The organism is Eubacterium sp. MSJ-13 (assembly GCF_018918235.1).
In the GTDB taxonomy this organism is placed as follows: domain Bacteria; phylum Bacillota; class Clostridia; order Lachnospirales; family Lachnospiraceae; genus Butyribacter.
Map to the genome: position 1 here is coordinate 27641 of NZ_JAHLQE010000143.1, position 15322 is coordinate 42962.

General features: G+C 36.4%; 12 protein-coding genes. 11 read left to right on the forward strand and 1 reads right to left on the reverse strand.

Annotation, left to right across the window (positions count from 1 at the left end; genetic code table 11):
- The first annotated feature begins 216 nt into the window (after nucleotides 1-216).
- The 4 genes from KQI69_RS08930 to KQI69_RS08945 all read left to right on the forward strand — a co-directional run bounded on the left by KQI69_RS08930 (nucleotide 217) and on the right by KQI69_RS08945 (nucleotide 5931).
- Nucleotides 217-1929: a phospho-sugar mutase gene (locus KQI69_RS08930; protein ID WP_216565034.1), complete on the forward strand. Its 1713-nt coding sequence runs from the start codon at nucleotides 217-219 to the stop codon at nucleotides 1927-1929.
- Between the two features lie 27 nt (nucleotides 1930-1956).
- Nucleotides 1957-4137, forward strand: a complete 2181-nt coding sequence (locus tag KQI69_RS08935) for an alpha-galactosidase (protein WP_216565035.1) — start codon at nucleotides 1957-1959, stop codon at nucleotides 4135-4137.
- 87 nt (nucleotides 4138-4224) lie between these two features.
- Nucleotides 4225-4866, forward strand: coding sequence for a YesL family protein (locus KQI69_RS08940; protein ID WP_216565036.1), 642 nt, complete (start codon nucleotides 4225-4227; stop codon nucleotides 4864-4866).
- Nucleotides 4867-4884: 18 nt separating this feature from the next.
- A complete protein-coding gene (locus KQI69_RS08945) occupies nucleotides 4885-5931 on the forward strand; it encodes a LacI family DNA-binding transcriptional regulator (RefSeq protein WP_216565037.1) in 1047 nt (348 codons plus the stop codon).
- A gap of 8 nt (nucleotides 5932-5939) precedes the next feature.
- On the opposite strand, the gene KQI69_RS08950 is transcribed toward KQI69_RS08945, so the two are convergent.
- On the reverse strand, nucleotides 5940-6851 hold the full coding sequence (locus KQI69_RS08950; protein WP_216565038.1) for an AraC family transcriptional regulator: 912 nt from the start codon (nucleotides 6849-6851) through the stop codon (nucleotides 5940-5942).
- Nucleotides 6852-7190: 339 nt separating this feature from the next.
- Between KQI69_RS08950 and KQI69_RS08955 the strand changes: the two genes are divergently transcribed.
- From KQI69_RS08955 to manA, 7 genes are all read left to right on the forward strand, one after another.
- Entirely contained in the window at nucleotides 7191-8591 is a 1401-nt protein-coding gene (locus tag KQI69_RS08955; protein WP_216565039.1) for an ABC transporter substrate-binding protein, read from the forward strand.
- Nucleotides 8592-8677: 86 nt separating this feature from the next.
- Nucleotides 8678-9697, forward strand: coding sequence for a carbohydrate ABC transporter permease (locus tag KQI69_RS08960; protein ID WP_216565040.1), 1020 nt, complete (start codon nucleotides 8678-8680; stop codon nucleotides 9695-9697).
- Between the two features lies 1 nt (nucleotide 9698).
- The gene (locus KQI69_RS08965) at nucleotides 9699-10562 is read left to right on the forward strand and encodes a carbohydrate ABC transporter permease (RefSeq protein ID WP_216565041.1); all 864 of its coding nucleotides are present in this window, start codon (nucleotides 9699-9701) and stop codon (nucleotides 10560-10562) included.
- 25 nt (nucleotides 10563-10587) lie between these two features.
- On the forward strand, nucleotides 10588-11766 hold the full coding sequence (locus tag KQI69_RS08970) for an AGE family epimerase/isomerase (protein WP_216565042.1): 1179 nt from the start codon (nucleotides 10588-10590) through the stop codon (nucleotides 11764-11766).
- Between the two features lie 106 nt (nucleotides 11767-11872).
- Nucleotides 11873-13042 carry a glycosidase gene (locus tag KQI69_RS08975; RefSeq protein WP_216565043.1) on the forward strand — a complete coding sequence of 390 codons (1170 nt, stop codon included), beginning with the start codon at nucleotides 11873-11875 and terminating at the stop codon, nucleotides 13040-13042.
- A 27-nt stretch (nucleotides 13043-13069) separates the two neighbouring features.
- Nucleotides 13070-14092, forward strand: a complete 1023-nt coding sequence (locus tag KQI69_RS08980; RefSeq protein WP_216565044.1) for a glycoside hydrolase family 130 protein — start codon at nucleotides 13070-13072, stop codon at nucleotides 14090-14092.
- A 226-nt stretch (nucleotides 14093-14318) separates the two neighbouring features.
- Complete coding sequence (gene manA, locus KQI69_RS08985) at nucleotides 14319-15263, forward strand: mannose-6-phosphate isomerase, class I (RefSeq protein WP_216565045.1); 945 nt, start codon at nucleotides 14319-14321, stop codon at nucleotides 15261-15263.
- The last annotated feature ends 59 nt before the right edge of the window (nucleotides 15264-15322 follow it).

The following is a 15322-nucleotide window of genomic DNA, read 5'->3' on the forward strand; positions in this document are numbered from 1 at the left end:
TTGTTTAAAGCTGTGACAAGTAAATAAAATTGGTTAAAAATTACTTAAATATCTTGACAATTAAGCAATAGTATGAGAAAATTTAAGTAAATTCAGACGTTAGTAAATGAATTAAAATCAGTAAGAACAAACATTTTTAAGGTGCTTAAAAAAGCAGCTTTACAACACAAAAAGCAAAATAGATTTATGTCATATTTTGCGGAAACGGGGGAAGAAATGGATTTTAAAAAAGAATATGAAAAATGGTGTACAGATGAGTATTTTGACGAGGAAACAAAAAAAGAGCTTCTTGCGATAAAAGATGACGAGGAAGAGATAAAAGACAGATTTTACCGCAGACTTGAGTTTGGAACAGGCGGACTCAGAGGCGTTATCGGTGCAGGAACAAACAGGATGAACATATACACTGTAAGACAGGCTACGCAGGGACTTGCAAATTATATCATAAGTCAGAACGGTCAGGACAAGGGAGTTGCGATAGCTTTTGATTCAAGGATAATGTCTCCTGAGTTTGCAAAGGAAGCAGCTACATGCCTTAGTGCAAATGGAATAAAGGTATATCTATTTGAGTCATTAAGACCGACACCTGAACTTTCATTTTCAGTAAGAAAACTTGGATGTATAGCAGGTATCGTGATAACTGCAAGTCATAATCCAAGAGAATATAATGGATATAAAGTATATTGGGAGGATGGTGCACAGATAACTCCACCTCACGACAAGAATATCCTCGCAGAAGTTGCCAAGGTTAATGACTACGAACAGATGAAGACTATGTCTTATGACAAAGCAGTTTCAGATGGATTTATAAAAGTAATAGGAAAAGATATAGATGACGCATACATTGCTGAACTTAAAAAACAGAACATTCATCCTGAGGCAATCACAAAAGTAGCAAAGAATATAAAGATAGTTTATACTCCGCTTCATGGAACAGGAAACATTCCGGTAAGAAGAGTTTTAAAGGAACTTGGATTTGAAAATGTATATGTTGTAGAAGAACAGGAAAAACCGGACGGAAACTTCCCGACAGTTGCTTATCCTAACCCTGAGGACAGCAAGGCGTGGACACTTGCACTTGAACTTGCAAAAGAAAAGGATGCAGATATCGTTCTTGCCACAGACCCGGATGCAGACAGACTTGGAGTTTATGCTAAGGATGAAAAGACAGGAGAGTATATAAGCTTTACAGGAAATATGTCTGGTGCACTTATTGCAGAGTATATATTGAGAGAAAAGAAGGAAAAGGGTGAACTTCCTGAAAATGCAGCTATAGTTGAGACTATCGTTACAACGGATATGCTCAAAGCCATAGCACAGAAATATAATGTTAAACTCATTGAGGTGCTTACAGGATTTAAGTTTATCGGAGAGCAGATAAAACTTTTTGAGCAGAATAATACATATGAATATATATTTGGTATGGAAGAAAGTTATGGCTGTCTTGCCGGAACATATGCGAGAGATAAAGATGCGTGTGTCGCTGTTATGATGCTCTGTGAGGTTGCAGCATATTACAAACTTAAAGGTATGACACTCTGCGATGCGATGCAGGATATGTACAAAGAGTACGGCTATTATAAAGAGGGGCTTTCTACTATTACTAAGAAAGGTATAGACGGTGCTGAGCAGATTGAAAATATGATGCGTGAAAAAAGAGAAAATCCGGCAGCAGTCATGGGTGGTTTTAAGGTACTTAAAATGCGCGATTATCTTACAGATGAAGTTAAAGATATGGTTACGGGCGAGAAAACTCCGACAGGACTTCCAAAATCAAATGTATTATATTATGAGCTTGAAAATAATGCATGGTGCTGTGTACGCCCTTCAGGAACAGAACCTAAGATTAAATTCTACTATGGCGTAAAGGGTGAGAGTATCGAAGATGCTGAGAAAAAACTTGAAGATATCAAGGCAGATTTAGTATAATATAACAAAAATAAGAAGGAGATTGCTATGATAATCTTTGACGAGAAAGAGAAAATATTTAAAATTGACACTGAAAATACAAGTTATGTAATGGGAATAGTAGATGAAAAATATCTTGTGCATATTTATTATGGAAAGAAACTTGCAGGTACGCATCTTGCATATCTGCTCGATATGGACGAGGAGTATCTTTCAGATATTCATATGAACAAAGGTGAGAAATCATCATTCCTTGACAGGATTCCTATGGAATATCCTACATCGGGCATGGGAGATTTCAGACAGAGCTGTATAGAAGTTTCTCAGAACATCGGAAAATATGGCGTGGAGCTTTTTTACGACTCATATAAGATCATTGATGGAAAACCTGAACTTGAGGGACTTCCTTCTACATTCGGTGATGATGCCCAGACATTGTGCATCATATTAAAAGATGATGTTTTAAAACTACAGGTTGAACTTAGATATTCTGTTTTTGAGGGAAATGATGCTGTCACAAGAAGCGTTGTTGTATCAAATTACGGAGATAAACCATTATATCTTGAGAAAGTCTTATCTGCGTGTCTTGAACTTGGATATGAACCACATGAGTATATAACACTTCGCGGTTCATGGGCGAGAGAGAGAAGGATTGACAGACAGAGAGTGGGATTTGGATATCACAGTGTCGAGTCATCAAGAGGAATATCAAGCCATCAGGAGCATCCGTTTATGGCTGTTGTGTCAGAAGGTGCGACACAGGAGACAGGTGATGTTTATGCGATGAATTTTGTATATTCAGGAAATTTTGTCTCATTTGTAGAAAAAAGTCAGTTTGATTCACAGCGCTTTGCAATGGGAATAAATCCAAATGGATTCTGCTGGAAACTTGAGGCTTCGGATAAGTTTACTGCACCTGAGGTTGTTATGGTATATTCTGATGCCGGTCTTGATAAAATGACTTCTACATTCCATGACCTGTATAGAGAACATCTTATAAGAAAATCATGGGTTTACAGTGAAAGACCTGTACTTATAAACAACTGGGAAGGCACATATTTTAACTTTGATGAAGAAAAGCTGTTCAATATCGCAAAAGAAGCATCAAAACATGGAATAGAGATGCTTGTTATGGATGACGGCTGGTTTGGAAACAGAAATGATGATAAGACAAGTCTCGGTGACTGGTTTGTAAATGAGAACAAGTTAAAGGGTGGCTTGAAAAAGCTGGTCGATAATGTAAATTCTCTTGGAATGAAGTTTGGAATATGGTTTGAGCCGGAGATGATATCACCGGAATCTGAGCTTTATAAAAAGCATCCTGACTGGGCTTTACATATTGAGGGAAGAGAGCCTGGACAGGTCAGGAACCAGCTTGTGCTTGACCTTAGCCGAAGGGAAGTTATAGATTATGTTTATGAATCGGTTGCTTCTGTTCTGCGCTCAGCAAATATTGAGTATGTAAAGTGGGATATGAACCGTCCGCTTACTGATATAGGAAGCTGTGTTCTTGATGATGACAGACAGGGTGAGATAATGCACAGACATACACTTGCAGTCTATGAGCTTCAGGGAAGACTTTTAAAAGAATTTCCATATCTTCTTCTTGAAAACTGTTCAAGCGGTGGTGCGAGATTTGATCCGGGAATGCTCTATTTCAGTCCACAGATATGGTGCTCTGATGACACTGATGCAATAGAAAGACTTGCGATTCAGGAAAGCACAGCACTTATGTATCCGCTTTCAGTTATAGGAGCACATGTTTCTGACTGCCCTAATCATACAGTCGGAAGGGTTACTCCGTTTAAAACGAGGGGAATAGTAGCCATGGCTGGAACTTTCGGCTATGAACTTGATGTGACAAAGATACCTGATGAAGATAAAGACATGATAGCTTCACAGGTTGAGACCTACAAAAAATATTGTCCACTTATCCAGAGTGGTGACTATTACCGTATAGCTTCATACCAGACAAATCATTATTTTGACTGTTATGAGATAGTATCAAAAGACAAAAAGGAGGCAGTGCTTGTATTTGTTCAGGTTATCGCACAGGCAAATATGCACAGCAGAAGAGTTAAGCTTAAAGGTCTTGATGTTGATGCAAAGTATAAGCTAGACGGAAAAGTATATGATGCTGATGCTCTTATGAACGGCGGTTTTATCATTAAAAGACCTTGGGGAGATTTTCAGGCGGAGTTATTCCATATAGAAAAGATAGGTAGTTGATTCGTGAATTGTTGACAGGTTACTTAAATTATGGTATTTTTTAAGTAAAAGTTAATATGTTCATGTGCTTACAGAGGAGGCATGAAAATGGCTGCAGATATGAAAGAAATTTTAAATCCTGATAATAAGATAGCACGAATACTTACAAAGATATGTGATCTTGCAGTTTTGAATATAATCTGGCTGCTCACGAGTATTTTTCTGGTAACTATAGGTCCGTCAACTGTTGCATTGTTTACTGTAATCGAGAAGATGCGTTCAGATACAGAGGAAGGCATCGTAAGGACCTATATTAAAGCATTTAAGGAAAATTTTAAGAATGGAATGTTCTTATCACTTGCATGTTGGCTGTTTTTCGGGATTCTTGTATTTGACATGTATCTTTTACATAAAGCTGCTGGAGGATTAAGTGCTGTTATGTACGGGGGATGTGTTACATTACTTGTTCTTGGAGTAATGGTTTTTATATATACATTTGAACTTGCTGCCATATTTGAGAATACGATAAAGGGTTATTTTATTGCAGCTTTAAAGCTCGTGGTCTGCAATCTTCCATTGAGCATACTTGTTCTTGCAGTAAATATCTGTATACCGGTTTTGTTTTTCTTTCTGCCAGAAGTAATATCAAGATTTGCGGCTGTAATATTGATATTTGGAGGCTCATCTGTTGCATATGTATCATCATATTTGCTCGGAGGCGTTATGGAAGGACTTAAAGTAAAATCATAGCAATTGGAGGAAAGAAATATGGCAAAAGCAGTAAAATTATCTGATATTGCCGCAAAAATTGGTGTTAGTACAGTTACGGTCTCAAAGGCTTTATCAGGTCAGAAGGGTATGAGCGATGAATTGAGAGAGCGGATAGTTACACTTGCTGACGAAATGGGTTATGTCAAAAGAGTACAAAACAAGGAAAAAGAGACTAGTAGAAGCTTTAATCTTGGCGTTATCGTTGCAGAGAGATATATTGTAGAGAAACAGTCTTTTTATTGGAACATATATCAGGAGATATCGCAGCGGGCAATCAAAAAAAGGTGTTTTACCATGATTGAGATTGTTGAGTATTCGCAGGAGAATGGTTGTGTTATGCCTATACTTCTCTCGGAAAACAAAGTTGATGGGATAATCGTAATGGGTGCTTTTGGAAAAAGGTACATGGAATCTATTATCGGCTGGACAAAGGATTTCCCGGTTCTTTATTTTGATACGACAACAGGTGATGAATCCGGAGATTATGTTGTAAGCAACAACCTTTATGGCGGATACAACATGACAAATTATCTTCTTGACAGAGGACACAAAAAGATTGGTTTTGTAGGTACAAGACTTATGACACCAAGTATTGATGACAGATTTTTTGGTTATCTTAAGGCTCTTATGGAGAGAGGCATTATGTATAGGGAAGACTGGCTCATAGATGACCGAGACAGTATATATGGAAAAATGGATTATGATAAACAATTTATTTTGCCTGACGAAGTTCCTACTGCATTTTTCTGTAACTGTGATAAAGCAGCAAGCCTTATTATAAGAAAGCTTGAAGAAGCAGGATACTCAGTTCCTGACGATGTTTCGGTTGTTGGCTTTGACAATTTTGAATACGACCAGGAAGCAGATATAGGAATAACGACATATGAGATAAATATAGGTGAGATGGCTAAAAGAGCTGTTCACATTATGCTTCACAAAATGCAGAACGCATTGTACTCTGCAGGTGTGTTTTCTATACAGGGTAAGATAATAGAGCGTGAGAGCGTTAAAACAATAGGTAAAAGTATACCTTATGCAAATTAAAATAAATATCAGTTATTTTTAAGGAAATCAGGTGCATCTTTGCGGAATGAAAGCGGAGTTGTACCTGTTTCTTTTTTAAATAGGTTTATAAAATGGTTAGTGTTTTTTATGCCGACTTCATAACCAATCTCTCTTATATTGAGTTCTGAATTGAGCAGCAGCTTTTTGGCTTCGTTTATACGGACTTTATTCAGATATTGAAAAGGCGGGATGCTGTAAGCAGAAGAAAATTCACGGCTTATCCTGTATTTATTTTTATTAAAAAATTCCTCAAAAAAATCAAGAGAATAGTCCTTGTGATATTCAGTGTCAAATAATTTTTTTATTTCTTTTATATATGATGGGATATGCTTATCTGTATTGTACTCATTATTGTTTTCGGCTAGTCTGCATAATTCGTAAAATATTTCGTTTAATTTATTTGAATAATATATCATGATAAGTTCTGCGTCATTTTCAGCGTGCTTATATATACTTTCAGTGAGTTCGCCAATGTTTGAGGATGGATTTAATTTTTGTGCGTATATTTCTTTGATATTAAGCTTATTTAAGTAAAAATTAATTGATTTTCCATTTAAAATAAGAAAATATCCATATGAGTCTGTGGATGTAGTATGCAATTTAAAGGAGATTTCAGACGGGATTATAGCTATACTGCCTTTTTCAAGGCTAAACAGATGTCCGTTACAGGCAATACTGATATTACCCTTTTGTATATAGATAATAGAACAATATTGTATACCTGAAAAATTAAGGTAATTATCAGCCGTAAAATGAAAGTACGATTTTGCCAAAAGCTTTGTCATATCTTCGTTGTTGCTGAAAGTATCGCTGATATAATGAAAAGAATCAGTGAAAGAAGTTATTGCATTTATACTATCTGTGCCGGCATCTATTTTATCTTTAAAAACATTGACCATTTTAGTTTTCTCCTTATAATTTTATTAATATTTTACTTAAATATAATATAAGATGTTTTCTTAAAAAAATCAATAATAAAGGCTTATAATAGTGAAATCGAAAGAGTAACATAGTGAGATTAACTTATAAAGTGATAAAATACATTGTAAAAACTGCACAAAAATTGTATGCTTAATTTATGAAAAATGTTCAAAAAGATAAAAAATGCAAGATTAAGTGATAAAAAACAAGATTGGGTGATGACTAAATAAACATGATGTTATATAGTTAATTTAACCTAAACGAGAGGTTAAAAGAAATTAAAGAAAAACTAAAATATTTTAATGGAGGAAAAAAATATGAGATTAAAAAAAGCACTGGCGGTAGCCGTTACTGGAGCACTTGTAGTAGGTAGTATGGCAGGATGTGGTTCTAAAAAAGATTCATCATCTTCTAAGGACAGCAGTTCATCATCAAATGAGAAGGGCGCTATTACATATGAAAGCGTAAAACTTGGAGAGACAGGAAAAGATCTTAAAACAACGATCACAATGTTTAATAACAGAACAGATCTTGACTCAGATAAATACAATGGAACAACATGGAAACAGTATCTTGCTGATTTCAATAAAATGTATCCTAATATCACAGTTAAGATCAAGACAGATACAAACTATGCAGATGATGCACTTACACATCTTCAGTCAGGTGATTATGAAACGATCATGGGAATCCCATCAATTGATAAATCTGATCTGAGTACATACTTCATTTCATACGGAAAACTTGATGATATGAAGAAACTGGTAAATTACTCAAATACATGGGAGTATGACGGAGAGGTTTACGGTGTGGCTTCACTTGCAACTACACAGGGTATTGTTTACAACAAGAAAGTATTTAAAGAGGCAGGAATTAAAGAGATTCCAAAGACACCTGAAGAATTCATCGATGCATTACAGAAGATTAAAGATAAGACAGATGCTACTCCTCTTTATACAAACTATGCAGCAGGCTGGACAATGGGTGAATGGGATGCTTATATCGGAATCAATGCAACAGGTGACAATACATATATGAACCAGAAACTTGTTCATACAAAAGATCCATTCAAGGATTATGGTGATGATACACATGCTTATTCAGTATATAAGATCTTATATGATGCAGTAAACAAAGGTCTTACAGAAGAAGATTACTCAACAACTGACTGGGAAGGCTGCAAAGTTAAGATCAACGATGGAAAGATCGGATGTATGGTACTTGGTTCATGGGCTTATCCACAGATGGCAGCAGCAGGAAAACATGGTGATGATATCGGATATATGCCGTTCCCAATCTCAATTGACGGAAAACAGTATGCATCATCAGGAGCTGATTACAGCTATGGTATCAATGTAAATGCAACAGACGATGAGAAAGAAGCAGCAATGATCTTTGTTAAATGGCTTACAGAGAAGTCAGGATACTGCTACAACGAAGGTGGTCTTCCAGTTGTTGCAGGAAGCACAGAAACAAAACTTGCATTTGACAATGTTTCACTTGTAGAAGATGAGCCAGCAGTTAAAGGTGAGGAAGATTATCTTAACGACATGAACTCAGAGTCAGAGCTTAATATCAACAACTCTGGTAATGATAAGATTCAGGCTATCATTGAGAGCGCAGCTAAGGGAGACAAGAAGTTTGATGACATTATGAAAGAGTGGAACCAGAAATGGAGCGACGCTCAGGATGCTAACGGAATTGAGGTGACAGACTAATTTATTAGTCTGCATTCCTTGAAACAAGTGCAGTGTATCTTTGATATATGGATACACTGCACATGGAGATGGAGGATGATGCTTGTATGAGTACAGCTATTGAAAAAAAGAAAAAAACCGGATTTATGAAATGGCTTAAAAGCCGAAAAGGACAGCAGGCGTTGATATGTATTGCATTTATGGCTATACCGCTTACTTTGTTGTTCGTGTTTACATATCTTCCGTTTGGAGAGATGGTAAAATTCAGCTTCTACAAAATGAAATATTCAACACCGGTTGACAAGAGACAATTTGTAGGACTTGACAATTATAGGGCTGTTTTCAGCCGAAGCGATTGTTTCAGTGCTTTGAAACTGAGTTTGTATTATATGGCTGGTGCAATCGTACAGATTATATTAGCTTTATATCTTGCAACAATCCTTAGTTTCAAGGTTAAAGGTGGAAACATCTTCAAGGGACTTATGTTTTTCCCTTATCTTATAAATGGTATCGCTATCGGTTTCATTTTTAAGTTCTTCTACACAAGAGGATATGTATTTGATACTATCTTACAGTGGTGTGGTTTTGACCTGAATCATCTGCCGTATTGGTTGATGGATCAGAAAGTTAATAACTGGTCGCTTGTTGCAACTTCAGTATGGAGATTCTTCGGACAGGAGATGGTTCTCTTTATCGGTGCTATCATGTCGGTAGATGCGGAACTTTATGAAGCTGCACAGCTTGATGGGGCAAATAAGTTCCATCAGTTTAAAAATATTATACTTCCAAGTATAAAAACAATCGTAACACTTAATGTAATACTTGCTATAACAGGTTCACTTAGTGCATTTGAACAGCCATTTGTTATCACAACAGGTGCAAATGGAACAGGTACATATTTCGTAATCATGAATAAGATAGCACATACAAGCCAGAAGGTCGGCCTTGCATCGGCAATGGCGGTTGTACTGTTGATGATAATCTTTGTATGTACGATTTTACAAAATCTGTTCTTCAAGTTTGTATTCAGAGATGCGGATTCGGAGGATGAAACATACGCAGCTAAGAAAGCTAAGAAAAAACTTGAAAAAGAGAACAAAAAGAAGATGGCAAAGGGGGTTGCATGACATGGCTAATACAAAAAAGAGAAGAAAACATTATACTCCTGGGCAGATAATATGGACAATAGTTGAATATGCTTCACTTATATTTTTCTCACTTTGCGCTGTAATACCTCTTGTGTCATGTGTTATCACGGCATTTAAGACAAAGGAAGAATATGACACGACAAGTGTAATGACACTTCCAAAAAGTTTCCTGAATTTTGATAATTTTATAACTGCATTTAAAACGGCAAATATGGGACGCGCATTTTTGAATTCCGTAATAGTTATGGTATGTGTTTTAGCTATATCGGTTGTGGTGGGAACACAGCTCGCATATGTGCTTAACAGATTCAAATTTCCAGGAAATGGACTTATCAGAAACCTGTTTTTATTTGCATCACTGCTTCCAGCAGTTGCAATGCAGGTAACTGTATATAACATCATGGGTGATCTTGGACTTATAAATCACCTCTATGGTTACATCATAATGTCATGTGGAACAGATATCATTTCAATTTATATCTTCATTCAGTATATGGAAAATATTCCAATATCGCTTGATGAGTCAGCTATCATCGATGGTGCTTCATACTGGCAGATATATTGGAAGATAATGCTTCCTCTTTTGAAACCGGCAATCATAACATCATGTATATTAAAAGGTGTTGGTGTATACAACGAATACTACTCAGCAAATCTTTATCTCCAGAAAGATGAGTTAAAGACAATGGCTATTTCACTTTATACATTCGTAGGACCTATGGGAAGCCAGTATAATCTTATCTGTGCAGGTGTTATCATATCACTTCTTCCAGCACTTCTTGTATTTATATGCTGTCAGAAACATATTTACAGTGGTATAACAGCAGGTGCGGTTAAAGGCTAAAGTGCAGATTTGAAGGAGGGAGATCATGAAAGTTTCCGAGTTAAAGAGCGAAATTAAAAATGAACTTACAGATCATATAATTCCATTTTGGGAAAAACTCCGTGATGATGAGTATGGCGGATATTATGGATGGCTTGATTTTGATCTGAATCTTAATAAAAAAGCAGAAAAAGGATGTATTTTAAACAGCAGGATCACATGGTTTTTTGCAAGAGCATATCTGCTTCTTGGAGATGAAAAACTTCTTGATGAAGCAAAACACGGATATGAGTTTTTGAGAGATAAGTGTATTGACAGAGAAAATGGGGGCGTTTTCTGGTCGTTAAATTATGACGGAACACCAAAAGACACGACAAAACATACTTACAATCAGGCGTTTTCTATATATGCACTTTCAACATATTACGATGCTTCAAAAGATGAGGAAGCTCTTAAAACAGCTATGGAGTTGTTTGAACTTATCGAATCAAAGTGCATGGATGATGTTGGTTATCTTGAAGCATTTACAAGAGAATTCATTTTAGAGGAAAATGACAAGCTGTCTGAAAACGGTGTGATAGCGGATAAGACAATGAATACACTTTTACATGTACTTGAAGCGTACACAGAGTTGTATCGTGTATCAAAAGATGAAAAAGTTAAAAACAGGCTTATGTGGATAATGAACCTGTTTGAGACAAAAATATATAATCCCGATTTAAAGAGACAGGAAGTATTTTTTGATGCAAACTATAATTCAATAATTGATCTTCATTCTTATGGCCACGATATTGAGACATCATGGCTTATGGACAGATGTACAGAGGTAGTAGGAGATGCATCTGCTAAAGAAAGAATGGATAAGATAACAAAAGAACTTGTTAAAAAAACATATGAGACCGCATATGATGGTCACTCTGTCGCAAATGAATGTGACAGAGGGGTTGTCAATGAAAACAGGATATGGTGGATTCAGGCAGAATCAATAGTTGGATTTTTCAATGCATATACTAAAGATACTGACAGAAAAGAATATCTTGATGCAGTATTTAATATATGGGAATACACAAAGAAATACATTATAGATGACAGAGAGGGTTCAGAATGGTTCTGGTATGTAAGACATGATGGAACACCTGTTGAGACAGAACCAATAGTAGAACCGTGGAAATGTCCATATCATAATGGAAGAATGTGTATTGAGATGATTGAGAGGATTTCGTAGGCTTGCGATCCGATAAATGTTCTCAAAAATACTATAAAGATTTCTAAAAGATATGATTAAAAGTTATATATTTAAATAGGAAAGAATAGCAGCAGGAGGAAGAAATATGCATGAGAGATATGCGATTGAATTAAATAAACAGGAGAAGATTCTGTCAAGAAAAAATTTTAAAACAGATTTTTACAATGGTATATATGACAGATATGAGTATCCTGTTCTTACGAGAGAACATATTCCGCTTACATGGAGATATGACCTTGATGAAAAGACAAATCCTTATTTCATGGAGCGTCTTGGCGTTAACGCCGTTATGAATTCAGGTGCTATCATGTTGAATGGAAAGTATTATCTTATAGCAAGAATAGAGGGAAATGATAGAAAATCATTCTTTGGAGTTGCAGAGAGTGACAATGGAATAGATGGATTCAGATTTTGGGATTATCCTATTTTACTTGATGACACATGCAAGGATGAGACTAATGTATATGATATGCGTCTTACAAAGCATGAGGACGGATATATATATGGAGTCTTTTGTTCAGAGAGTAAAGACAAGAGTGTAAATGATCTTTCGGCAGCAGTAGCTGAGGCAGGAATAGTAAGAACAAAAGATCTTAAACACTGGGAGCGTCTTGACAATCTTAAAACACTTCGTTCACCACAGCAGAGAAATGTTGTTCTTCATCCTGAATTTGTAGATGGAAAATATGCATTCTACACAAGACCGATGGATGACTTTATTGATACAGGCTCAGGCGGAGGAATAGGCTTTGGACTCTGCGACGATATCTGTCATGCAGTTATTGATGAGGAGCGTATGACAAGCCTTAGAAAATATCATACGATCACTGAAGCTAAGAATGGAGCAGGTGCAACACCTATCAAGACTGACAAAGGCTGGATTCATATCGCACATGGTGTAAGAAATACAGCGGCAGGTCTTAGATATGTCATATATGCATTTGCAACAGCACTTGATGATCCTGGAAAAGTCATTGCTGAACCTTCAGGTATGCTTATCGGACCAAGAGGTGATGAGCGTGTTGGAGATGTTTCAAATGTTGTGTTTACAAATGGAGCAATCGTAAATGAGAATAATGAAGTATTTATATATTATGCTTCAAGTGATACAAGACTTCATGTGGCAACAACTACAATAGATAGACTTGTGGACTATGTATTTAACACACCACAGGATCCGGGGCGTTCGGTAGAATGTGTCGCACAGAGATGTGAAATGATAAAAAAGAACCTTGATATATTAAATAAGAAGTAATACTACAAAAATCAGGAGGATAAGCTTATGTCAGAAATAAAAATGATCAGTCCGGCTGTGAAGAATGTTCCTTGGCAGGATAAGCCGGAAGGACTTAAAGGTGCTCCTATATGGAGATATACAGAAAACCCTATAATAGGAAGAAATCCGGTTGAGGGAGTTGCGAGAATCTTTAACAGTGCCGTAATTCCATATGAAGGTGAGTTTATCGGAGTATTCCGTGGAGAGCAGACAAACGGAGTTCCATATATTTATCTTGGAAGAAGTAAGGATGCTATACATTGGGATTTTGAAAAAGATAAGATTGATTTCGTCGATGAGAATGGCGAACCATTTATGCCTGTATATGCGTATGACCCAAGGCTTGTAAAAGTTGAAGATACATACTATATAATCTGGTGTCAGGATTTTTATGGTGCAGCAATAGGAATGGCAAAGACAAAAGATTTTAAGACATTTACAAGAATTGAAAATCCATTCCTTCCATTTAACAGAAATGCAGTATTGTTCCCAAGAAAGATAAATGGAAACTTCATGCTTCTCTCAAGACCATCAGACAGCGGTCATACACCATTTGGAGACATCTTCATAAGTGAGAGCCCTGACCTTACATATTGGGGAAAACACCGTCATGTAATGGGTAAAGGTTCAGAGTGGTGGCAGTCACTCAAGATTGGTGGAGGAGCTGCTCCTATAGAAACGAGCGAAGGATGGCTCTTATTCTACCACGGTGTAAGTGGAACATGTAATGGTTATGTATATTCTATCGGTGGAGCTATACTTGATATCGACAATCCGTCAATCGTTAAGTATCGTTGTGAAAATTTCCTTCTCACACCGGAAGAATGGTATGAGGAGAGAGGTTTTGTGCCAAATGTATGCTTCCCATGTGCAACTATCCATGACAGTGAGACAGGAAAGATAGCAGTATATTACGGTGCAGCGGACAGCTATGTAGGACTTGCATTTACAAAACTTGATGAGATAGTTGATTATATCAAGAAAAACAGTAAGGTGACTGAGCAGGATACAGAGATAGGTCGTAGATAACAGTATCAGGACTTTAACTTTCATATTTAAGATTTAATATATAAAATTCAGAAAAGATTCAATAATTCACAGAAAATCACAAAACAGATAACTGAATAATCGCATTTAAAACATCCCCGGTGTTCCGGGGGTGTATTAAGTGCGCCTAAAAACAGGAAAAATATAAAGAAATCACATTATGTTGCTCGTATTTCGTGGAAGATAATGTGTAGAAATGAGGTGCAGAATGAAACAGGATATATTATTTTTAGAGCCGGTATTTACACATAATGTATGGGGTGGAACAAGGTTACACAATGACTTTGGATATGATGTTGAGGGTGATGACATAGGAGAGTGCTGGGGAATAGCGGCACATCAGAATGGTGATTGTACTGTTACAAACGGAGAATTTAAGGGAGAAAAACTCTCTAAACTCTGGGATGAGCACAGAGAACTTTTTGGAAATGCGAAAGGTGTGAGATTTCCTCTTCTTGTCAAGATTATAGATGCGAAAAATGACCTTAGTATTCAGGTTCATCCAGATGATACATATGCAAAAGAACATGAGAATGGTTCATTTGGAAAAATGGAATGTTGGTATATTCTTGATTGCAAAGAAGATGAAAAGATAGTTATCGGTCACAATGCAAAGACAAAAGAAGAACTTGAAGACATGGTAAATGAAAAACGCTGGAATAATTTTATAAGAGAGATTCCTATTAAAAAGGGAGACTTTTTACAGATAGATCCTGGAACTGTCCATGCGATAAAAGGTGGAACACTTATTCTTGAGACACAGCAGAACAGTGATATCACATACAGAGTTTATGATTATGACAGATTAAGCAATGGAAAGCTTAGACCTCTTCATATAAAACAAAGTTTTGATGTGATAAATGTACCTGCAAAATCAGCAGATGACAGTATTATTGAAGAAAAGTTTTCAGATGATAAGAATAGCATACAGCAGTTTATTGACTGTGAATATTATAAAGTGTTCAAAATAAATGTAAATGACAATATGGAATTTACACAGGACGCAGATTTTATACTTATGACTGTAGTAGAAGGCAGTGGGAAGATAAATGGATGTGAGATAAGAAAGGGAAGCCATTTCGTAGTGACAAGCGAGTGCGATGCAATCGAACTTGAAGGAAAGATGCAGATAGTGGCATCTGTTTCAAAATAGATTGTCAAGCGGATATTCGCAATCCGCTTTGCTACTTGCTCATAACACTATTAGCTGCT

What these genes read in the sequence shown, in the direction of transcription:
- KQI69_RS08965 (WP_216565041.1), top strand. Translation starts at nt 9,699, where the DNA reads ATGGCTAATACAAAAAAGAGAAGAAAACATTATACTCCTGGGCAGATA.
- KQI69_RS08955 (WP_216565039.1), top strand. Translation starts at nt 7,191, where the DNA reads ATGAGATTAAAAAAAGCACTGGCGGTAGCCGTTACTGGAGCACTTGTA.
- KQI69_RS08935 (WP_216565035.1), top strand. Translation starts at nt 1,957, where the DNA reads ATGATAATCTTTGACGAGAAAGAGAAAATATTTAAAATTGACACTGAA.
- KQI69_RS08940 (WP_216565036.1), top strand. Translation starts at nt 4,225, where the DNA reads ATGGCTGCAGATATGAAAGAAATTTTAAATCCTGATAATAAGATAGCA.
- KQI69_RS08945 (WP_216565037.1), top strand. Translation starts at nt 4,885, where the DNA reads ATGGCAAAAGCAGTAAAATTATCTGATATTGCCGCAAAAATTGGTGTT.
- KQI69_RS08975 (WP_216565043.1), top strand. Translation starts at nt 11,873, where the DNA reads ATGCATGAGAGATATGCGATTGAATTAAATAAACAGGAGAAGATTCTG.
- KQI69_RS08960 (WP_216565040.1), top strand. Translation starts at nt 8,678, where the DNA reads ATGAGTACAGCTATTGAAAAAAAGAAAAAAACCGGATTTATGAAATGG.
- KQI69_RS08970 (WP_216565042.1), top strand. Translation starts at nt 10,588, where the DNA reads ATGAAAGTTTCCGAGTTAAAGAGCGAAATTAAAAATGAACTTACAGAT.
- KQI69_RS08980 (WP_216565044.1), top strand. Translation starts at nt 13,070, where the DNA reads ATGTCAGAAATAAAAATGATCAGTCCGGCTGTGAAGAATGTTCCTTGG.
- KQI69_RS08930 (WP_216565034.1), top strand. Translation starts at nt 217, where the DNA reads ATGGATTTTAAAAAAGAATATGAAAAATGGTGTACAGATGAGTATTTT.
- manA (WP_216565045.1), top strand. Translation starts at nt 14,319, where the DNA reads ATGAAACAGGATATATTATTTTTAGAGCCGGTATTTACACATAATGTA.
- KQI69_RS08950 (WP_216565038.1), bottom strand. Translation starts at nt 6,851, where the DNA reads ATGGTCAATGTTTTTAAAGATAAAATAGATGCCGGCACAGATAGTATA.